The sequence below is a fragment of the Rubripirellula amarantea genome (assembly GCF_007859865.1).
Classification (GTDB): domain Bacteria; phylum Planctomycetota; class Planctomycetia; order Pirellulales; family Pirellulaceae; genus Rubripirellula; species Rubripirellula amarantea.
This window is the reverse complement of record NZ_SJPI01000001.1, coordinates 2,012,442-2,032,937: the sequence shown is the minus strand read 5'-3', so window position 1 is coordinate 2,032,937 and position 20,496 is coordinate 2,012,442. Positions and strand designations below refer to the sequence as shown.

General features: G+C 54.9%; 14 protein-coding genes. 5 read left to right on the top strand and 9 right to left on the bottom strand.

Annotation, left to right across the window (positions count from 1 at the left end; translation table 11 throughout):
• Positions 1–139 precede the first annotated feature (139 nt).
• The 5 genes from Pla22_RS07405 to Pla22_RS07385 all read right to left on the bottom strand — a co-directional run bounded on the left by Pla22_RS07405 (position 140) and on the right by Pla22_RS07385 (position 5,988).
• Positions 140–1,468, bottom strand: coding sequence for a glycosyltransferase family 87 protein (locus tag Pla22_RS07405; RefSeq protein WP_146514045.1), 1,329 nt, complete (start codon positions 1,466–1,468; stop codon positions 140–142).
• A gap of 220 nt (positions 1,469–1,688) precedes the next feature.
• On the bottom strand, positions 1,689–2,477 hold the full coding sequence (gene trpC, locus Pla22_RS07400; protein WP_146514044.1) for an indole-3-glycerol phosphate synthase TrpC: 789 nt from the start codon (positions 2,475–2,477) through the stop codon (positions 1,689–1,691).
• Positions 2,478–2,489: 12 nt separating this feature from the next.
• Entirely contained in the window at positions 2,490–4,061 is a 1,572-nt protein-coding gene (purH, locus tag Pla22_RS07395; RefSeq protein ID WP_146514043.1) for a bifunctional phosphoribosylaminoimidazolecarboxamide formyltransferase/IMP cyclohydrolase, read from the bottom strand.
• 217 nt (positions 4,062–4,278) lie between these two features.
• A complete protein-coding gene (gene hisF / locus Pla22_RS07390; protein ID WP_146514042.1) occupies positions 4,279–5,046 on the bottom strand; it encodes an imidazole glycerol phosphate synthase subunit HisF in 768 nt (255 codons plus the stop codon).
• Between the two features lie 15 nt (positions 5,047–5,061).
• Positions 5,062–5,988, bottom strand: a complete 927-nt coding sequence (locus tag Pla22_RS07385) for a fructosamine kinase family protein (protein WP_146514041.1) — start codon at positions 5,986–5,988, stop codon at positions 5,062–5,064.
• A 107-nt stretch (positions 5,989–6,095) separates the two neighbouring features.
• Between Pla22_RS07385 and Pla22_RS07380 the strand changes: the two genes are divergently transcribed.
• From Pla22_RS07380 to Pla22_RS07365, 4 genes are all read left to right on the top strand, one after another.
• The gene (locus Pla22_RS07380) at positions 6,096–7,601 is read left to right on the top strand and encodes a vWA domain-containing protein (protein ID WP_242631855.1); all 1,506 of its coding nucleotides are present in this window, start codon (positions 6,096–6,098) and stop codon (positions 7,599–7,601) included.
• An 18-nt stretch (positions 7,602–7,619) separates the two neighbouring features.
• Positions 7,620–9,257, top strand: a complete 1,638-nt coding sequence (locus Pla22_RS07375; RefSeq protein WP_146514040.1) for a sensor histidine kinase — start codon at positions 7,620–7,622, stop codon at positions 9,255–9,257.
• Complete coding sequence (locus Pla22_RS07370) at positions 9,254–9,967, top strand: response regulator transcription factor (protein ID WP_146514039.1); 714 nt, start codon at positions 9,254–9,256, stop codon at positions 9,965–9,967. The genes Pla22_RS07375 and Pla22_RS07370 overlap by 4 nt, the downstream gene beginning before the upstream one ends.
• A 117-nt stretch (positions 9,968–10,084) precedes the next feature.
• Positions 10,085–10,993 carry a 3-methyl-2-oxobutanoate hydroxymethyltransferase gene (locus Pla22_RS07365; RefSeq protein WP_146514038.1) on the top strand — a complete coding sequence of 303 codons (909 nt, stop codon included), beginning with the start codon at positions 10,085–10,087 and terminating at the stop codon, positions 10,991–10,993.
• A 69-nt stretch (positions 10,994–11,062) separates the two neighbouring features.
• Here the strand turns inward: Pla22_RS07365 and Pla22_RS07360 are convergent, their stop codons facing one another.
• On the bottom strand, positions 11,063–14,488 hold the full coding sequence (locus tag Pla22_RS07360) for a DUF7932 domain-containing protein (protein WP_146514037.1): 3,426 nt from the start codon (positions 14,486–14,488) through the stop codon (positions 11,063–11,065).
• A 50-nt stretch (positions 14,489–14,538) separates the two neighbouring features.
• Positions 14,539–14,946, bottom strand: a complete 408-nt coding sequence (locus Pla22_RS07355) for an acyl-CoA thioesterase (RefSeq protein ID WP_146514036.1) — start codon at positions 14,944–14,946, stop codon at positions 14,539–14,541.
• Positions 14,947–15,083: 137 nt separating this feature from the next.
• Here Pla22_RS07355 and Pla22_RS07350 point away from each other — a divergent pair, with 137 nt between their 5' ends.
• A complete protein-coding gene (locus Pla22_RS07350; RefSeq protein ID WP_146514035.1) occupies positions 15,084–16,016 on the top strand; it encodes a sugar phosphate isomerase/epimerase family protein in 933 nt (310 codons plus the stop codon).
• Between the two features lie 72 nt (positions 16,017–16,088).
• Here Pla22_RS07350 and Pla22_RS07345 read toward each other — a convergent pair whose 3' ends face one another.
• Both Pla22_RS07345 and Pla22_RS07340 read right to left on the bottom strand, forming a co-directional pair.
• Positions 16,089–16,586 carry a hypothetical protein gene (locus tag Pla22_RS07345; RefSeq protein WP_146514034.1) on the bottom strand — a complete coding sequence of 166 codons (498 nt, stop codon included), beginning with the start codon at positions 16,584–16,586 and terminating at the stop codon, positions 16,089–16,091.
• Positions 16,583–20,419, bottom strand: a complete 3,837-nt coding sequence (locus Pla22_RS07340; RefSeq protein WP_165440552.1) for a S1 RNA-binding domain-containing protein — start codon at positions 20,417–20,419, stop codon at positions 16,583–16,585. The genes Pla22_RS07345 and Pla22_RS07340 overlap by 4 nt, the downstream gene beginning before the upstream one ends.
• Positions 20,420–20,496: the final 77 nt, after the last annotated feature.

Sequence of the window (20,496 nt, the reverse complement as noted above, 5' to 3'; positions counted from 1 at the left end):
CTCTTGCAAATGAAGTCTGCAAGAAGATCATGATCCGCCAGCCGACTGTACACTAGTGTTATCCGACGCTCCGGATTCCACAAGATGCGCAATTGGTGAGTTTTATAACGATTTCCACACACGTGAGATCCAAGACGACTCAGGCAGCCCGAGCTTGGTCGCCGAACCGGGTCCTATTAGGGGAACCGGTGTAGCGGAGCCCTAAAACCAGCAAAATCACGAGCAAAATGGCCAACGACACTCCATTGAGACTCGTGAAAATCCGGGTCATTACCTCCCCGCCATCCAAAATTCGAATCAAACTTCGCGTGGAGAAGTAATTGTAGAGCGGTAAAAGCATTAGCGCGGCAACCAAGAATCGTGTCCTGTGGTCGAATTGACGCCAGAACCCATTAGCTCCCAGCACCAAGCCAGCGATCGGGGCCACCATCAACATCGAGTCGTAAGATTGATGATAGAGGCTCACTAACATCGCCGTCAGAATCAAAGCTCCTGTCAAACCGGTAAGCCCGTCGTCGATTCCTTGACGACGTCGGCGATTGAGCAAGAACAACACCGGTGCAAGCACGATTCCCATCACGATCAAATGCAGTGCTTCCTTGGGATCATCGCCAGTCCATTTCGCAATGACGGCGAGCAGGTCGATTCGAGTCCACGAATGGATGGGCGATTCGTCCTGGTCGGCTCGATGGATTTCTTGAGCCTGTGAAATTTGGTCCACCAGAGTTTCGATACCGTGAACCATATCACCGCCGCCTTCATGATGAGCCAACCATAACATTGGTCCAAGCGTGGTAACAACGCTTAGGATCGCTCCAAGGACAATCGCCCTAACGTTTCCTCGGAACAGTAACAAAAAACCTAACGGCAAGATGTAAGTTGGTTTCGCTGATACCACAGCCAGCGCGATTGCTGCTAACCAAGGTTTGGTCTTGCCATAGTGAATCGCCGCGAACGTGGCCAAGATCAACTCGAACGTGAAGTAACCATCGAACAACGTGATGTGGCCGCCACGCGAAAAAACCGTCAACGCAGCGATCGCGAACACGTAGTCCACTCGGATCGGTGTATCGATCGAGCGAACCACCAGACCGGCAATCGCCAACAACATGATCACCGACAAACTAACAAACGTGACCTCGGCCACGGTAAGCGGCATCATCGCGAAAGGAGCATGCAGCACCAGGATTGATGGTGAGAAGAACGGAATCTGCCTAGCGACCGGATACGACGCGGCATACTCGGCTCCGTAGGGACTCAATCCCTTCAGCAAAGCGATTGTCGGAAAGTACAATCCGTTATGAAAGTCGCAGAGCCCTTGGGAATCGTGGTCAAACGGTCCCGGAGTTTGGTACTGGATACCAATTCGAGCAATCGTCAGCCCCACGCCGAAGACAAAAATGCCGATCGCGATCATCGCGCCAAGTCGATGACCAAGCGTGAAGCGTTGACGTTCTATGCATGACATCTGATCTGGCGATTCCTGATCCGGTTTCGCTCGATTCGGTGGGGCTTGAGCGGTTGAGTGTGATGAAGACACTGGCAATAAAGAACCGAAAAGGATGTTGAGACAACGTGCTAAACGGTGAACCCGTAGAAAGGTTGACGCAGCAGGCAAGAACACACCGAATCAAGCCGGAACGACAATTTGCCAGCGAGATCCTGTTGTTGCAGCCTACGATCCTAGTTCAATCAACCGCCATTCCAAGCAGCCGCTTGGTCGCCACGGTCACATTAGGCTGACGCATCAGCGACTCGCCCACCAAAATCGCCTTCACGCCACCTTGGCCCAGGCGAATAACATCCTCATGCGTACGAATCCCGCTCTCGCCAACGACAAGCCGATCCTCTGGAATCAAGGGACGCAGGTTCAGCGTATGTTCAAGGGTTGTTTTGAAAGTCCGCAAATCACGATTGTTCACGCCCACCAACCGAGTTCCCGTCGCCAAAACGGCATCTAGATTACTCGGCTCGAACAGTTCAATAAGCGTTGCCATGCCCAATTCCGCCGCTTGATCATGCAGTTCAACCAACTCGCTTGGGGTCAAGCATTCGGCTATCAACAGCACGCAATCGGCACCGGCCGCTCGTGCCTGCAGGAGCTGATACCGGTCGACGATAAAGTCTTTGCGAAGCAGCGGCAAATCAACCGCTGCCCTGACTTGCTTCAAGTATTCCAACGAACCCTGAAAGAACGGTTCGTCGGTCAACACACTCAAACAAGCCGCACCGCCATCGCGATATGCCTGGGCCAATGTTGCTGGATCGAAATCTTCGCGAATCAAACCAGCCGACGGACTCGCTTTTTTTACTTCGGCAATCAACTGAACTTCATCACCGGCAGCGAGCGCGGCTACGAAATCGCGAGTCGATGGAAGATCAACGACTAACGCTTCGAGTTCATTCGCTGAAACCGAGGCTTGATCCGCAGCAATGGTTTCGCGAGTGCGAACCAAGATGTCATCGAGAATGGTCATCTGCGGATAGGCCTAGTGCTTGAAGTGCCGGCGTCCGGTCAGCACTAACGGAATCTCATGCTTGTCGCAAGCTTCGATCACTTCGTTATCACGCCGCGAACCGCCGGGCTGGATAATAGCAATCACACCGGCGTCAGCAGCGGCTTCAATGGAATCAGGAAAAGGGAAGAACGCATCGGAAGCGAGTACGCTTCCATCGGCACGATCACCGGCCTTATCGATCGAAATTTCAACGCTATCGACTCGGCTCATTTGTCCTGCACCCACGCCGATCAACGAGGTGTCCTTGGCAAGGACAATCGCGTTGCTCTTGACGTGCCGAACCATTTCCCAAGCAAAGGCAATATCGTCCCAAAGATCGTCATCGACCTTCGTCTTGGTGACGGTTTTCCACTGCAACGGTGAACTTGTCATCCGGTCGGCGTCTTGCACCAACATTCCACCGCTAATGAATCGGCGCTGGATAGGTGATTGCGGCAGATCCAAACGACCAACCTGCATCAAACGAACGTTCTCACTCCATCGAGGTTTTGTCGTCAAAAGCCCCACGGCTTCGGCTTGGAAGTCCGGAGCAACGATCGCTTCGATAAACAAGCCTGGTTCGCAAAGCAATTCTGCGGTTGCTCGGTCAACGGTTCGATTGAATCCAATCACGCTGCCAAAGGCACTAAGCGGATCGCCATCGAGAGCCTTTTGACACGCGACCGCCAATGACGAGTCGGTGGCTGCTCCGCACGGGTTGTTGTGCTTCATCACCGAAACGGCGGGGCTTCCAAAACCACGAACAATCTCAAGTGCCGAATCAAGGTCCAACAGGTTGTTGTAGGATAGTTCCTTGCCACTGATCTGGCGTGCCGAGACGAGGTTCGCCGAACGATCAGTAGGGTCAACGTAAACAGCGGCACGTTGATGCGGGTTTTCACCGTATCGCAATTGTGTCTTCCGACGTAGCGACAAGTTCAAGCTGGTCGGGAACTCGCCGCCGATCGTGTCACCTCGCATGAAGTCGGCGATCGCGCGATCGTATCCGGCTGTGTGATCAAAAGCCTCAGCGGCTAGTTGTTCACGCAGCTCGATCGTGGTTCCTTTGGTTTGATCAAGCTGAGCCAATATTTCGCCGTACTGCTCGGGGCTTGTCGCGACCGCAACATCCCCATGATTCTTAGCGGCAGCGCGGACCAAAGATGGCCCGCCGATGTCAATCTGCTCTACACATTCTTCACGAGTAGCTCCCGGACGCGATGCGGTTGCTGCGAACGGGTACAGATTTACAACGACCAAATCAAACGGCACGATTCCGTGTTCTTCGATCGCGTCCATGTGATCATCACGATCGCGAATCGCTAGAATTCCGCCGAAGATCTTCGGGTGCAGAGTTTTCACCCGGCCATCTAGCATTTCGGGAAACCCCGTGTATTCGGCAACGTCCAAGACATCGATGCCGGATTGTTCCAAGTGACGACGTGTACCGCCGGTGCTATAGATTTCAACGCCTGCAGCCTGCAAACCAGCGGCTAAGTCTGCTAGGCCAAGCTTATCACTAACGCTGATGATGGCGGTGCGAATAGGGACAACATCAGTCACAACAGGCTCTGGGGATTTGAAGGTTCAGCGAGTCGAAAAGTGCGGCCTCCATGACAACCACCATTCGTTCCAAAACGGCTCATTGCCGCGTCCATTGGTGTAGGTGCAAGGGCGGCTTTGGTCAACGGGGCGCCTGCCTTGCAAGCCAATTCAACGCGGTCTTGCCGGGTTGAGAATGGTACCACAGATGCCAAAAAACGACACCGCAAAGTTCGTTCTATAGACGGACCGTGATTCCAGCATCACGCATCACCTGTTTCGTTTCCGCAATGGTGTACTGTCCGAAATGAAAAATGCTTGCCGCCAATGCTGCGTCGGCCTTACCGAGCAAAATCGCATCCGCCAAATGCTGGGGGCATCCCGCGCCTCCACTGGCTACAACGGGAATTGAAACCGCCTCACTAACCGCTGACGTGATCGGTATGTCGAAGCCATCGCGTGTTCCGTCGGCATCCATGCTGGTCAATACGATCTCACCGGCCCCAAGCGATTCCACTTTCTTTGCCCATTCGACCGCCATTAGACCAGTAGGCTTTCGTCCACCGTTGATGTGAACTTCCCAAACTTCTTCACCATCTCGGATCACTCGCTTAGGGTCGATGTTGACGACAATGCACTGGCTGCCAAAACGATCAGCCGCACGTGCGACGAAATCAGGATCTTTGCACGCTGCCGAATTGATCGACACCTTGTCGCAGCCAGCCGACAATAGTGTCCGTACATCCTCAATCGTGCGGACGCCGCCGCCCACCGTCAGCGGCATGAAGACCACTTCGGCGGTGCGGCGAACCACATCAACAATGGTCTCACGTTGCTCGTGACTGGCCGTGATATCTAGAAATACCAATTCGTCGGCACCTTCTTGCTCATAGCGACGTGCGACTTCGACAGGGTCCCCCGCGTCTCGCAGGTTGACGAAATTGGTGCCCTTCACGACGCGACCTTCGTGGACGTCGAGGCAGGGAATGACACGAGCAGCAAGCATGGGAAGGTAAAGCCCTTAACGCGATCGAAGAATGTCGCCAGCGACTTGTCGGCACTGGTCCAAATATCCGCTGCCAAACAAGTTCAAATGGTTTAGCAGATGATAGAGAACATAAACGCTTACTCGTCGCCAGCAACCATCGGCCAGCGGAAACTCATCGTCATAGGCCTCGTAGAACTCGCCGGGACAGCCCCCAAACAGCTTCAACATCCCAAATTCAGCTTCCCGGCAGCCTCGGTAGGCCGCAGGGTCGATCATCACCGTGTTGCCGCTTTCACCCCAAAAGAAGTTGCCGCTCCACAAATCGCCATGCAACAACGACGTCGATTGTTCGCGTCCTGAAAGCAGCGAACTCATTTCGGTCATCACCCGATGGCAGCGATCGACGAGTTGACGATCGGCCAACCCCTGATCGACAGCCCATCGAAGTTGAAACCCAATGCGCTGCTGAGCCACAAATTCGGTCCAATCTTTTAGGGGTGCATTGAGTTGGCGAGCCGCTCCCAGAAAATTGTCGTGTCCTTCACCCATCGCATCACCGATTACCACGCCAACCGATTCACGGTGAAAGCGAGCCAATGAACGGCCGAACGCTGGGTAAGACTCGGCTTGCTGATCGCTTCGACAATGCCAGTCCATGACCAACCACGAGGCACCGGCAACAACCGCTACGGCTCGCGGCTGGGGAACGACGATCCCGTCCATCCGCTCGGCAACCGCCGCCAATTGACGCAATCCCTCGCTCTCGGCTTGAAAGTTCGCCTCGAACGACACATCGTTAGATTTCACGAACCAATCACCGTCGTCAGCCCTCACGCGGTAAGCGTCGCTGATACAGCCGCCACCGACGGAAACAACCGAAAACCCATTTAGCGAATTGGGCTCAAACGAACTGGGATCTTGCGATAGCAATTCGCGGACAATTTCCTTCGTGGGCTTCATGACATTTCTTTTACATTGTTTTGAAGTCGTTCAAACCTTTGAAAACGCGTATCTTCGTTCAATGGATGAGCCACACCTCTTCTCGTCCGTTTCAAAGGAATCCAGCGATGCAATTCTCTCGTCTCACCTGCCACTTGGCCATGATTGCGATCACTTGCATGATGGTCACGCAGACCACAAATGCCCAGATCTACACCGCCTTGCGTGACGGCGGTAAAGGAAGCGGCGATAACAAAGGAGATGGCCAGGCAAACATGCAACAGACCGGGCAATCCGAATCCGTCGATGTGCAAGTCCGACTATCCAACCCCACAATGTTATCGGGCAAGAACGAAACCAACTACGTTCGCATCTCCCTGAAGGGAACCGAGCCTGCCCAAACGCCCGAGGCACCTCCGGTAAATGTCGCGATCGTGATTGACACCAGCGGCTCGATGCAGGGCGGTAAAATTGAACAAGCTCGCAACGCCGCGATCGCTGCGATCGATCGTTTGCGAGACGACGACATCGTTTCGGTAGTGCTTTACGATTCCGTTGTCACCGTCTTGGTTCCTGCCACAAAGGCGTCGGATCGCGAGCTGATGAAATCCAAAATTCGCTCCATCAGGGCCGATGGAAGTACGGCATTGTTTGCGGGCGTGGCCAAAGGCGCCGCCGAAGTCCGGAAATTCCTTTCTAACAGCAGTGTTAATCGGGTAATTCTGCTATCCGATGGGCAGGCCAATATTGGCCCGAGCAGCCCTCGCGAACTCGAACGACTCGGTGCATCCCTCGTTAAGGAAGGCATCAGCGTCACCACGCTTGGGCTGGGACTCGGTTACAACGAAGACTTGATGAGCGGCTTGGCGGCATCAGGTAGTGGCAATCACATTTTCGTTGAAGAAGCTCAGGACTTGGTGGCTGTGTTTAACAACGAATTCAACGATTTGATGAGCGTTGTTGCGAGCGACTTCAAGATTAAAGTCACCACAAGCGATGCAGTCCGACCGGTTCGCGTGCTCGGCACCAAGGCCGACATTGTTGGGCACGAGGTCTACCTTCCGCTGGCGCAATTGTATTCCAAGCAAGAACGCTACTTTGTGCTCGAGGTCGAAGTGGACTCCGCCGAAGACGCCGAACAAGCTGGCCTGCTTTCGGTCGACGTTGACTACCAGGATTTAATCAGCGGATCACCGGCGAGCTTCCACACAGATGCAATCGTTCGCTTTACCCGTGACATCGCCGAAGTCAAAGCCGAACGAGATTACGAAACATTCGCGTACTGCAACGTTCAAATCGCCAACGAAAAGAATATCCGCGCGACGGCGTTGCGAGATGCCGGACAAATCGCTGAAGCGGAACGATTACTCACCAGCAACGCCATCTCTCTCGAACAGGTGTTGTTAGAGTGCCGTGAAAACGACGCACTGAACGTCTTGCCCGAACTTGAAGTCAATATCAAGTACAATCGCGATAGTGCCTCGATGGTCAAAGAAAAAGATTGGAACCGAAGTCGCAAGGTCATGCGAGGCAAGCAAAACGAAATTCAATCGCAACAAAGCAGTGGAATTTTGGACTACTTCCTGGGCGGCGGCAGGTCGGGCTCAAGCTCTGACTCTAGTTCTTCTAGGTAACGCTTCGATTGATCGCTGATGCCCAAACGCCTTTTCCTCGCACTGATACTGCTTGTTGCTGCACCGTTGGTGTTGTTGGGATGGCTATCCGCATCGCACTATCGTTCGCAAACGTCGCTGGCTCGCCAACGCATTGACGAATTGATGCAATCGCAATTGGCAGACTTCGAACTGCCTGTTGCGAGCGTCTTTGATGACTATGAAGATGCATTGCAAGACACCCCCAGTTCGATCAACGCCATCAGCCAGTTTGACCGCACAGTTCCCGCGATTCGAACCAGCATGATCGTTGACCGGCGGGGCAACTTGCTTTACCCGCCGCCACCGATCATGACATCGGGTGACGAAGCGATGCTCTATCGAGCATTACCCGCGATCATCGAAAGTCGCCCGCCGATGGGTGGCGACGACAATGCCAAGAGCAAGGCAAAGGCCAACTACGCGACTTCATCGGCGGTCTCATCAGCATGGCAAGTGTGGTTTCTGGACGAGGGTATGCAATTGATCTACTGGCAACGTTCGCCCGACGGCAAGTCCGACGTCGGGACGCTGCTGGAAAGGTCGCGCTGGATCGCCGATCTAGCCGCAGCACTCCCTGACCACGTCAACGTTCCAGCAACCGCTACCTCGTCTCGACGATCTTCGTACCCGTCGGACTCCTTCGTCAAACTTGAGTCCTTACGCCCCACGTTGGCCAAAGGCTTTGTTGGCTTAGTGGATGAACGACAGCAGATGATCTATCGGTGGGGCGATCGTTCCCAGCGACGTCCTCGCCCGATTGCGTCGCGAAATTTACCACCCCCTTTATCCGCATGGCGATTCGAACTTCATGATGATGATCCTATCCCTACAGCAGGCTTAATATCGACGCTCGCACCGCTCGCTGGGGTCGGAGTCGTTTTGCTGGCTCTGGGCGGTTACGTTCTAACGAGCGTTCGTCGACGAATGAAACAGGCTCAGGACAGAGTCAGTTTTGCCTCGCAAGTTTCCCATGAACTCCGCACGCCACTGACAAACATTCGGCTCTACGCCGAACTCGCCGAATCCGACCTGAAGAAGTTGCCATCGGGCGACGTTCGGGAGAGTTTGGCAAAACGATTAGGAGTGATCGATTGCGAAAGTCATCGACTCGGCAGGCTAGTATCGGGCGTCTTAGAAGTGATTCGCGATGGAAGACAGGCCAGACCACCACGATTGGCACTTGCCAATCCGAACGATGTTATCGAACAAGCGTTGACTCAGTTTTCGCCAAGCTTCGCCGGACTCGAAATCGATATCGACTCGCAGCTTGAGACTGATCGCGAAGTCATGATTGACTCGGACTTAGTTGAAATGATCCTGGTCAATCTATTTTCAAACGTTGAAAAGTATGCCGCATCTGGACGCTACCTGGGCGTACACTCTCGCTTCGACAACGACAACTTGGTCATTGATGTATCGGACCGCGGACCGGGTATCGCGGCTCGACATCGTCGAATGATTTTCGAACCCTTTGCAAGGCTTGACGACTCAACCACAGCGCCGAGCGGCACGGGCATCGGGTTGACGATCGCGCGCCGGTTGGCCCTACGTCATGATGGGTCGCTGAACTACGTCAACCGTGACCGTGGTGCGACGTTTCGTTTGAGCATTCCGATATCGAGAACATCCTCATGAAACTAAACATCTTGGTCGCCGAAGATGATCCCCATACGCGAGCCGCACTGTGCGAGGTGCTGCGTGGGGAAGGGCACAGCGTCATTGAAGCCGCGGATGGCAAGGAGGCCCAGTTCCGTTTCGACAAGAAGGCTCCTGATCTCGCGTGCCTTGATGTAATGATGCCTGGCGTCAGTGGCTTTGATCTGTGTCGCCATTTTCGCAAAACCCATCCCAAGCTACCCATCCTTTTCATCACCGCGAAGAGCGAAGAAATTGACAAAGTGGTTGGACTGGAACTCGGTGCGGACGACTACATCGTTAAGCCCTTTGGCACCAAAGAAGTGATCGCTCGAGTTCGAGCCGTAGCCCGTCGCTGCATCGATGGATTCTCTAGCGAAGCCGACGAGGTCCATCTATCCCAGCAAGACTTCGAGATGCGAGGCTTGGCAGTGATGCCTCGCCGCATGCAGGCTTGCCGCGGGGAAACAACCATCAATTTGACAGCGAAAGAGCTGCGAATTTTACAGATTCTGCATAGCCGTCCTGGTGAGGTGATCAGTCGAGAAACGATCTTCCGAACCGGATGGCAAGAAGGGCCACCCCCGAGCACACGAACGCTCGACCAAACGATCAGCAACCTCCGCAAACGTATTGAAATCGACCCCAAGCATCCCACAATCATCGAAACGGTCTACGGAGTAGGCTACCGCTACGAGCCACAGCCTTAGTGACACAGTGATCCCAGAACGCGAGAAACAAGCGAGACTGCTTTGATGCAAGACTTTGTGATCGAGTAATCTACGAGGCCCTGGCACTCCCGTTCCTTAAAACAGAAAATCGAACCCATGAAATCTGACGGAAATCAATCGAGCGAACTGCCTCCTAGAGATGCACACATGCGAGGATTACACCGGACCATGACACTGGGCGGGGCATACGCAACCCGAAACTACACCGTCAAGCACCTTCAAGACTTGAAGGGAAAGACCGTCCTGACCGAGACGATGCCGTTTACGATCAGTGAGGCAGTGGCCGCTGAAGAGGCGGGGATTGATACGCTTAAGGTCAAGTTCGATCCGGGCAATCCAGGCAGTGCGATTGCGATTCGAAAAGCAGCGCCGCATACGTTCATGACGTTCTGCATTGGCTTGACGAAGATTGCCACTGCGGCGGAAGCGGTCCGTGCAGGCTACGACGCTATGGAAGCCGGCGCCGATGGAATCATGTGCCAATGGGGACCCGCGTTCATTCGGGCTGTTTCTGACGCTGGGATTCCAGTGGAAGCTCACGCTGGCTTGGTGCCCCGCTTGAGTACATGGACCGGAGGCCTGAGGGCGGTCGGCAAAACGATCGAAGAGGCAATCTGGATCTACCAGCAGATTCAATCGTTCGAAGAGGCTGGTGCTTGGGCGGTCGAAGTCGAAGTCGTACCGGCTGAATTGCTACGGCAAATTTCCAGCCGCACCCGACTGGTGACCTCGTCGATTGGCGCTGGCAGTGGCGGCGATATTCAATTCATGTTTGCCGAAGACATTTTAGGTAATCACGCTCCTCCCTACCCACGCCACACCAAGCAATACCGAAACCTGTACAAGATGGAACAGGCCATGCAGGTGGAGCGAGTGGAAGGGTTCCGTGACTACATCGATGACGTTAAGAACGGAAAATTCCCAGGCCCCGAACATATCGTTCGTGCTCCCGAAGGATTGATCGACCAGTTTCTTTCCGCAGTCGACGGCGACCCGAGAGCATGAGTTCCACAATCAGTGGTGCATTCACCTACTAAGTTCGAAACGGTCGTGGAGCAGACATGCGACCGAAGGCTAAAGCGGTGTGGCGACCGATTGGTTTGATTCGACTTCGATGGCTTGAACCTGTTTCAGCGGAACAAGCAAGTCGGCTCGCTCGGATTGGACGGACTTCTCCCTTTCGTAGCGACGTCGGATCGCTTGACGTTCGGCTGCGACAAGTGCGTCGTATTGCTGACCCGACATCACTCGTACATTCTCACGCAACAACTCGGGATCGTAGGTCAGACCGGGATGATCCTGAGCCGTAGCGTAACTTTCGATGGGTTGCTTCTCGCGGTACAACCGTTCTTCGTGATCGGCAATTCGTTTGTCAGCAGTTTGCCTTTCGATGCCTTGCGGGGCTTTCTTCTTTGCCGATCCGAACGGGTCGTAATCGTCATCCGCACCAGTGATGCGGTCCCACCAACTCGGCGCTCGACCAAAGATGTTTGTGACGATGCGGTCGGATCGCTCAATCATGTGATTCGATACCGCTCTGGAACGCTTGAAAAACGCGGTGGGGAAAATAGCGTGATCCCAAATCGTTCGCGACTTTACGGCCATGTATCGCAGATTAGCAAGTAGCTCATAAAGCAATCCGAGACTGATTTCGTTTTCGAGCATTTGCCGATAAGTCACACCGTAATTGAGCGATCGCTCGGCGAGGTAGTTCAACTTCGGCATGATTCCACGAACACCGCCACGGCCCCAAGTGCGACATTCACGAGCGACCTTTTGCTCGTTGTAGAGGTCCGTCAAGATTGAGTCGACTAGTTCGTTACCGATCTCAAGGACCTCTTCATCAGTCATCGGTCGTTCAATGTACTTCTCGCTATAGCGGGGAAACGTGCGTTCGCTTACCAATCGAATGAAACGATCGACCTTGTCTTCGAACTTTAACGCCAAGAAAATCCCGTGCTTGTTCGCCTTACTGGTGATGAACCCACGGTCGATCGCGTCGATGCTATCCACTTCGTATAGCACTGCGGATCCCTTCGTCGAATCGAGCGTTCGCCGTACTTCCAACTTGCCAATCTTGCGTTTGCGAAAAAAGCCCCATGATGTATCACTATCACCGGTGTCGTAGCGATGAACGATGATCCATCGGTGCAGGGGATCGTCCTTGGACAACTTACGTTGCAGTCGTTTGGCTTCGGCTTCGAGCCACTCTTGCTTGGGCTGAAATAGAATCGTCCGTTTATTGATATCCAACTCATGTACTGCCCCCAGGGATGTATCGGCCACGTCTTGAGCATTGCCAGTCACACCACCGACCACGTCATGAGTGCGGGCGACATACTTGTTCCACCGTTTCACGGCTTTCAAAAAATCTCGCTGTGTCTTCAATTGGCTCGGCGACTTTTCATCGCTAACCGGAATCAATGAACTTGCCAACATCTCTTCGCCACCGGTGCGAGAATCACCCACGATGTAGAAGTTGATGTCGTAGTCGGCAGCAGCTCGCAAGAATTGCCCCTTGGCAAGTTGATCAAACGCGACCGTACGCCCCTCGGGCGTGCTGTAGTAGTTGTTGGGGATAATGATCGTCATCCCTTCCCATTGCTTGAGCAACGATTGGTTCTCGTCGACAGCTCGAACCAAATCAAGGAAGCCGTAGTACGACACATCCCAAACATCCAAGCCGCTGCCGAAGTAGTCAGCCAGTTGTGTCCACTTGTCGATATCGTCGGTAGTGGTTTTCTGGTTTGCAATCAACAAGAATCGCGAACCGTCTTCACGCAAATAGCGTTCGGATACACGAATGAATGTCTTTCGATAGTCAGTGCGACGGTAACGATCCGACTGAACGCTAGATCTTGGCCGCTGCAAATGGAGGTCAACACCAATCGCAAAGCCTTGGTACGGAATTGCCCCGGGTTGGTCACGAATGCCAATCCGAGTCTCGATAATCGCATGCTCACCAGGCCGCAATTCACCTACTCTCTTTTCAAAGTTTGTGTTGCGAATGTTGGTTTCCAAGTCTTGATCACTAAAGAAGACAACCAAATCCGGATTAAGGTCACCACCAAGAATTCGCAATTGGCTGCGTACGGCTCGATACAGATACTTTTGATCAAACGTTTCTTGACCGACATTCTTAACGGCCCAAATGAGCCGCGTAGATTCACCGGGGGCAAGGGAGTTCAGACAAGTGATCGGCGTCAGTTCGACCGGGAATGCGACGCGGATGTCGTCACCATTTTCAAAGTCGCGAAAGGGCCGACCGATGCCACTTTCCAAACGGGCTTGCGGACTCACGGGATGCTTTAATCGAAATGCACGCTTGCGAGGATCATCAACAACGTAGTCGCCCAACCGCATTCGCAATCCCACGCCGCTGAACGTGTACGTCTCGTTCGGTTCGAGTGAACGGTGCAAGACCAAATCGACTTCTTCACTAAGCAACCACTCATCGGGTTGGATGAAGACGCGAACCGTATAGTTATCTGGTGTCGGCGTGCCGCCGCAATTCCGCACAACGACGTTATCGACGGACACTAGCGAATCAGGCTCAAGCACTTCGTATTCACTGGCGATATCAAAAGTGATCAGTTCAAGATCAAACGGGGAAGGATAAGTTCGAACACGTCCATCGCGTCCTTGCACTTCGATCCGCAGCCTTCCGGTCTGGCCAGGGTTGCCGTCTTTGGCGCGATAATACGACGGGCGGCCATCGCGTCCGGGAGGTCCATCGATCCCGCCTGGGTTGGACCGCATGATCGTTCGAGTTCGCGTATTGCCTTCGGAGTCGCGAAACGTTTGGGTTTCAGTCCAGTGATAGCTGCTGCCGCCGCGCCCGCCCGGCCCTCCTCGACCGCCGCGCCCAGGCTCGCCAGCGAAACCTAGATCTCCTCCAACTAAATTTCCTTTGACGAGCATGAGCAATCCGAGTTGGTCCTCGGCCACGTTAATCACCACGTCTGCGCCATCGCCGCCGCGTTGGCCATCCGTTGGCTGCCCCGCATCGCCACCATCACCGCCCGGCCCGCCGTTGCTACCGCTGCTGTATCGAGTCGCGTTGCGACCACGATACCCTTGGCTCCCGGGACCACCATCACCGCCTCGCCCACCATTGCCACCTCGCCCGCCATGCCCGTCAATGAAGACATATCCACTTTCACCTATCTCGAGCGATTGGCGGATCGCCCCCGAATCACCGGAAGCGAGGCGAACGTTCGCATCAATCGAAAGCTTTCCGGAAGCCCGGTCATGAAGTAGCTGGGCAACAATAGCGCCGGCACATTGGCCAGCTTGCGATGGAGTAGCATCACCGCCATGTTGGCCTCGGGTTCCTGGAGTCGCGGGCGAGTTGAAGTAAGAAATTCCGTCGTGGCCCCGGTTGCCCGGCAGACCATGAATCTCGATCAACCCTATGCGATCCTCTTCGCAATCCGACGCGAAGCTGCCGGCGTCGGAAACGTGCGGTTCGTCGAAAGAATTTGCTAGTTCAAATGACAATGAATACGGACCACGAAAGAACAAATCTTGAAGAACCCAACCTTCCTATCCTACTCTTCGCCGTATTGGTCGAGCAACGATTGGGGAACTCGCTGCAATTTTCCCTCACGATCAATGACTCCTAACACGACCGTCGCATCAACAATCGACTCCGCGACGCCGTTGTTATCGCGAGTCACTTGGTACTCATGAGTAATCTTTGCAGCGGTTACTTTGGCGATTTTGGTGTGAATGGTCAGTAAGTCATCGTAACGAGCAGGTCGCCGGTACCGGCAATCAACTCGGGCCACCACGACCAGCACCCCCGCGTCTTCCATATCGCGGTAGCGACCGCCCGATGCCCGCAGAAGTTCGGACCGCCCGATTTCGAAGAATCGCAGGTAATTGGAGTGGTGGACGAACCCCATAGGGTCGCACTCGTCGTAGCGAACTCTCAAAGTGATCGTGTGTTCTCTCATGATCGTGTTAATCGATCAATTTTAAGCTGTTGTGGCAAGGAGTCTGCTCGATAATGTCGCAAATCGCTCGCTGCCAGATTAAGCTAAGCGAGTCTGAACAAGTCCCACCTTCCCACCTTTGCTAGACCCCAAAATCCATGATTGCTCGACGCTCATTCTTGAAAACCGCTGCTGCCACAACCGCCATCGGTATGATGAACCCTCTCACCGCCTTTGCCGATCAGGCGGAAGGCGAGTCAGATGCCCCGTTCAAGATTTCGCTGGCCGAATGGTCGTTGCATAACACGCTTCGTGACGAATCGATGGGATGGACGAATCTCGATTTCCCACTGCTGGCTCGAAAGCAGTTCGACATTGACGCCGTCGAATACGTGAATCAGTTCTTTATGGACAAGGCAACCGACCAGAAATATCTCGACGAACTGCAACTTCGCTGCGATGACCACGGCATCAAGAATGTCTTGATCATGATTGATCGCGAGGGAGCCCTTGGTGACCCAGATTCAGCAGCACGCAAACGAGCAGTCGAAAATCATTACAAGTGGGTGGATGCAGCCAAGTTCTTGGGATGTCATTCCATCCGTGTCAATGCACAAAGCTCGGGCAGCTACACCGAGCAAATCAAGTTGGCCTCGGAAGGGCTGCGATCGCTAAGCGAGTACGCTGCTAAACAAGACATCGGCGTGATTGTCGAAAACCACGGTGGCCTTAGCAGCAACGCAGCTTGGCTTGCCGTCGTGATTGAACGGGCCGGTATGGATAACTGCGGAACGCTTCCTGATTTTGGCAACTTCTACATCACTCGTGGTGAGAACGCCGAAATGTTTGATCGCTACCAGGGAACCCAGGCCTTGATGCCGTACGCTAAGGCGGTCAGTGCGAAGTTTCACGAGTTCGACGAGAACGGCGAGGAAACCACCATCGACTACAAACGCATGATGAAGATTGTCCTGGACGCCGGTTACCACGGTCATGTGGGCATCGAGTGGGAAGGTGCAACTCCTGATGAGTTCACCGGTATCCGCAAGAGCAAAGCTTTGCTCGAAAAGGTTGCCAAGGAATTGGCGTAACCGAATCCATTCCGCTCGCACCGCGAACTGGGAAACGCAAAAGGCTCACCGTAGAACGGAAATCGGTCCGTTCTACTTAGCGGCTTTGGCAGCGTAGACCTCGGCGTATTCGATCGCCCAGCTATCGATCAGTTGCTCAAACTCTGCCGCATCGGCTTCCGCGACGGGAACGAAGAAACTGCGGTTGAACAACTCGCGATTCATGATTGTGCCCTTGCCCTTCAGGTCGAGCACTTTCACGTCCCCTAAAGGACGAATCGTCATTTCGAGACGGCTGTATTGGTTTTCGCGACGACCACCGACGATTTTCAAATCATCTCGGTAGCACGCGGCACCCCAGCCCACTTCGCCAAAAAGTGACTCTTCGCGAAACCCGGGGAAATGGTCTGCCACTCGATGAACAGCCTTTTCAATACGCTCGGAAAGCGAAAGGCGATAAGAGGTGTGCATTCGACGCAACTCGTCTTCGCTTAGCTCTTTGGCGCGTTCTTCCTGGGCGCCTACATCGGCGCGGCGCTTGCCTCGCTGGATCGCCGATTCTAAACGAGATTCAAAGTCATCGTTACTCATGACGCCGATGCATCACTTTCCGGAGCCGATGCTTCCGCCGCATCCGCATCGGGTTTCGCTGTCACGGCTTTCGCCTGCGACTCAGAAGCGGCTGGCTTTGGCGTAGTTGCCTCTGTTGCAGTGGAATCTGTTGCAGTGGAATCTGATGATGAGGATCCAGATGCGGACGGTTCTGGTGCAGGATCGGAAGCTTCAACCGATGGCTTCGCTTGAGGCTTGACGGTTTTGGGTTCGACCTTCTTCGAGGCGCTAAACAGTTGCGCCAAGTCTCCGAAGGACCGCATGGGCTCGTCGCCCTTGACCATCGCTTCGGTAAGCGGCTTGGCTTCGGCCTTGGCCACGACGCGGTAGGACTCGACCCGCTTCTCGCGAGAGTTGCCGCCGCGTCCATCGCGAGAGCGTCCTCCGCCGCGCGAATCCTGGCGACCTCGGCCACCTCGATCTCCACCTGGTTTTCCGCCGCCGCGAGCCTGACCACCACGGGCCTGACCGCCACGTTGATTTTGGCCCTGACCATCACGTGATTGCGATTGTCCGCCTCGTGCTTGTCCACCGCCACCTTGGCGACCACGGTCTGCATCGCCACGGTTGGGTCCGCGACGACCTTGCGGTGACTGGCTTCGCCGTGCTTCAGCAAGCTCAGCTTCGCGTTGAGGCGAAAGGGCGCTCAATGCGACGCGGCGTTTCTTTTCTTCGATTCCGGTCACCCAGGCGGTGACTACGTCGCCCACTTGAACGGCTTCGTGCAAGTCCTCGACGTAAGAGTCCGATACGCGGCTAACGTGAACCAACCCGCTGCAATCAGGCGCGAGTTCTACAAAAACGCCAAACGGCATAACGCCCACCACAATTCCGATGACTTCGTCGCCGGGCTTAAGTTCCTTCATCGCTGGCACCTTGGTCATTACCGCAGGTGGCGTTCCGGATGAATCACTGTCGCCGAAGGGATCGCACAGCCAATGGACAATTTGATGAGTCCGTCGCTTGCCGATTTGCCATTCCTTGATGCACTTCTCGATCGCACTTCGCTCGGGCAGCGAATGCTTGACCCGTTCATGAACCTCAGCCGAGGCCGATGCTTCAGCGTCCGGCTTGGCCGCCGCTTCAGTTTCCGCGGACGAGTCGGTGGACTCAATTTCGGGGGACTCAATTTCGGCGGCCGGTTCTTGGGCTACCGATTCTTCAGCCACAGGGGAATCGCTGGCCGAACCCTCGGCGGCAGGTTCCGCGACAGCAGGTTCCTCGGCGGCAGCCTTGTCGGCACCAGCTTGGTCGGGCACTGTCTCTGAAGTATCTGATGCAGCATCGGCCGGTGCTTCGCTACCGGTTGGCGATGCCGAAGCGGTTTGCGATGCTGCGGGTTCAGCAACGGGATCATCAGCGATCGAAAACTCGGGCGATTTTTCTCCCGAGGCGGTGAAGTCTTCGACGACTCGCTCAACCGGCTTTTCGACAACTTCGATCTTCTTGACTTCCGATACCGCCGCAGTGGCGCTGGAGTAGTCCGGGGCCTCATAGCCGGGCGGCGAAGTCGGTGGCAATTCAATCGACAGCGACTTGGCTAGTTTCTTGGCGATGGGGTAGTCGTCCGGATGGATCAACGTGCCATCGAGCGATTCGTTGCTTCCAAAGACTCTTAGGAAAGGCAACGCTTGTCGGCTTTCCACTTCGCTGGTCCATTGCTCGAGTTCCATGATCGCTTCTCGCGATTCGAACAAGGATTCGCGACGACGTTTCTCAATCGCCTGAGCCACTGTCTCGGTAACGCCAGGCAATCGGCGCAGCCATGACGAGGGAGCCGAGTTCACGTCAACGCCGCCTCGAGATGCACCGCTGACCATGATGTCTTCGAGCACCGTGGACAACGCGTCATCGGAAAGTTCACGTTGGAACGAACTTAATCGCAGCTTCAACGGATCGACCTTGGCCATCGCTTGAGCTGGCTGCAGCACCGAAAACGCTAACCATGCGGCTGCGCGGAATCGGCGAGGCGTCGAACGCATCTCTTGATCGGCCACGCTACTACTTGAGTAGGCATCGGCGCCGCCTCGTTCGGCCAATGTCCATCGCACTGACTTTTCAGGCGACTGCTTAATCAAGTCACCAATGGCCACCATTAACGATCGACGCGCCGGGCCGTTGCTGATGACGATCAGGTCGACATGATACGTATGAATCAGTTCGCCCATTCGAGCGACTGCAGCGGAACGCTGGGCCGACGAAAGCTGACAAGGCAAATCTTCACTGTGCAGGAGTTTTCCATCCGCCGATACGATCGTCGCTGCGGCGGTGCGTGGTCCAACGGCGTCGATCGAAAAAACGACCTTTGCGTCAATGGCACCACGGTTAATGTGACGACGAAGCGTGTCACCGGTCACGGCAATGAGTCGGCTTGAAGCACGTTCTTGCAAGTCGTCCCACCACGCGGCTTCAGCGGCTTCACGGATGATGGCTTCGTTTTGAAAAACGATTTGTTGCAGCTTTTCTTCGCAAACACGATTGAATCCGGAAGCGGTGCGTTGCAACTCAACCACCAACTTTGCCGCGTCGTACTCGAATTCGCACACTGCAACCTGGCTACGCAGGGCGCGACCGAGCATCACGATTTGGAAAGCACTAAGTTTATCACCGGCAAACTTTTTGCCTTGCAGCGGCTTGAGCACGCTGACGAGCCAACGCCGACGACGTTGCCGCGGTGAAACCTTTTTCGATGACTTCTTGTCCGCCTTCTTGCTCGCCGCCGCTTTCTCTGGTTTCGCAGGCGTCGCTGGTTTCGAGCTAACTTCTGCCTTTGCCTCACTTGCCGCAGAGTCACTCACAACGGCGTCGCTCACAACGGTTTCGCTAGGTTTAGCGTCACTTGAAACAGCGTCACTTGAAACAGCGTCACTTGCGGATGAGGCCGCATCGGCGGGGGGCGTTGCATCGTCGGTGGCTGCACTATCGCCAACACTCGCGACACTGGCCTCCGGTGCGGCAACTGGTTGACCTTGAGCTGAATCTGCGGCCTTAGTAGCCGCAGTCGCTTCAGTTGCGAACGTTTCAGCCGCAGTCGCTTCGGTTGAGGGCGCATCGGTTGAGGGCGACTCCGTCGAGGGCGTCGGATTGTCCGGAGCTTCGGCCGCTGGCTTCGCTTCGGTTTGCGTCGGAGCTACCGTGGCCGATGGCGAACTTTCCTTGGCCGCTTTGGCCTGCTTGGGCGCAACGGAAGCGGAGTCCGATTCGTTTGCTTCACCGTCGTCACCGGATTCCGAATTGATGTGCGGATCGTGAATGGTTGTGATCTTGATCCGTGCATGCTTGGACAACCACCGTACCGCAGACGCGATCATTCGAGGGTCACCCGAAAGCCGTTCGGCAAGGGAAGTATCCAACCCGGCAACCGCCGCATCGACATCCGTAATCGCCTCGATTTTCCCAGCGATTTCGGCGAACGCATCACCGTCGCCTTTTTGAGGATTAAGAACTCGTACGGCCAAGTGTGTGGAATCAGACGAAGCCGCCGCACTCTCGCTCTTGAGTCGGCGAGCAAGCCTCGCGAGCACGCGCATCGAACCGGCTTTGTTGATCGCGTGACCGATTGCCGGATCCGACAATGCTGTTTGCCGCCAAGCTTCCTGCAGTTCAGCCTTACGAGCTTCAATCTCTTGCTCGCTTTTGACTGCGGCCGAGAGAGCCCACAAGCTCGCTTCGTCGACACCACCAAGTTCATCGCGACGATAACGCGACAAGAACGGTGGCGTGTATCCTTGCTCTAAAAGGGGCAGGGCAAGACGAAGACTGGATACATCGCAACGCCCGCGCTGGGCAATTGCCTCAAAATCGACGCTCATAGTGAGTCGGTCTCTTAAGTAACTAGGTGGCGAAGTCGACGAAAACTCGCGAAAGCCCATGTTTTCGGGCCGGATAG

Coding starts and splice junctions, on each gene's coding strand:
- Pla22_RS07405 (WP_146514045.1), bottom strand. CDS start 1,468: ATGTCATGCATAGAACGTCAACGCTTCACGCTTGGTCATCGACTTGGC.
- trpC (WP_146514044.1), bottom strand. CDS start 2,477: ATGACCATTCTCGATGACATCTTGGTTCGCACTCGCGAAACCATTGCT.
- hisF (WP_146514042.1), bottom strand. CDS start 5,046: ATGCTTGCTGCTCGTGTCATTCCCTGCCTCGACGTCCACGAAGGTCGC.
- Pla22_RS07385 (WP_146514041.1), bottom strand. CDS start 5,988: ATGAAGCCCACGAAGGAAATTGTCCGCGAATTGCTATCGCAAGATCCC.
- Pla22_RS07380 (WP_242631855.1), top strand. CDS start 6,096: ATGCAATTCTCTCGTCTCACCTGCCACTTGGCCATGATTGCGATCACT.
- Pla22_RS07375 (WP_146514040.1), top strand. CDS start 7,620: ATGCCCAAACGCCTTTTCCTCGCACTGATACTGCTTGTTGCTGCACCG.
- Pla22_RS07370 (WP_146514039.1), top strand. CDS start 9,254: ATGAAACTAAACATCTTGGTCGCCGAAGATGATCCCCATACGCGAGCC.
- Pla22_RS07365 (WP_146514038.1), top strand. CDS start 10,085: ATGAAATCTGACGGAAATCAATCGAGCGAACTGCCTCCTAGAGATGCA.
- Pla22_RS07355 (WP_146514036.1), bottom strand. CDS start 14,946: ATGAGAGAACACACGATCACTTTGAGAGTTCGCTACGACGAGTGCGAC.
- Pla22_RS07350 (WP_146514035.1), top strand. CDS start 15,084: ATGATTGCTCGACGCTCATTCTTGAAAACCGCTGCTGCCACAACCGCC.
- Pla22_RS07345 (WP_146514034.1), bottom strand. CDS start 16,586: ATGAGTAACGATGACTTTGAATCTCGTTTAGAATCGGCGATCCAGCGA.
- Pla22_RS07340 (WP_165440552.1), bottom strand. CDS start 20,419: ATGAGCGTCGATTTTGAGGCAATTGCCCAGCGCGGGCGTTGCGATGTA.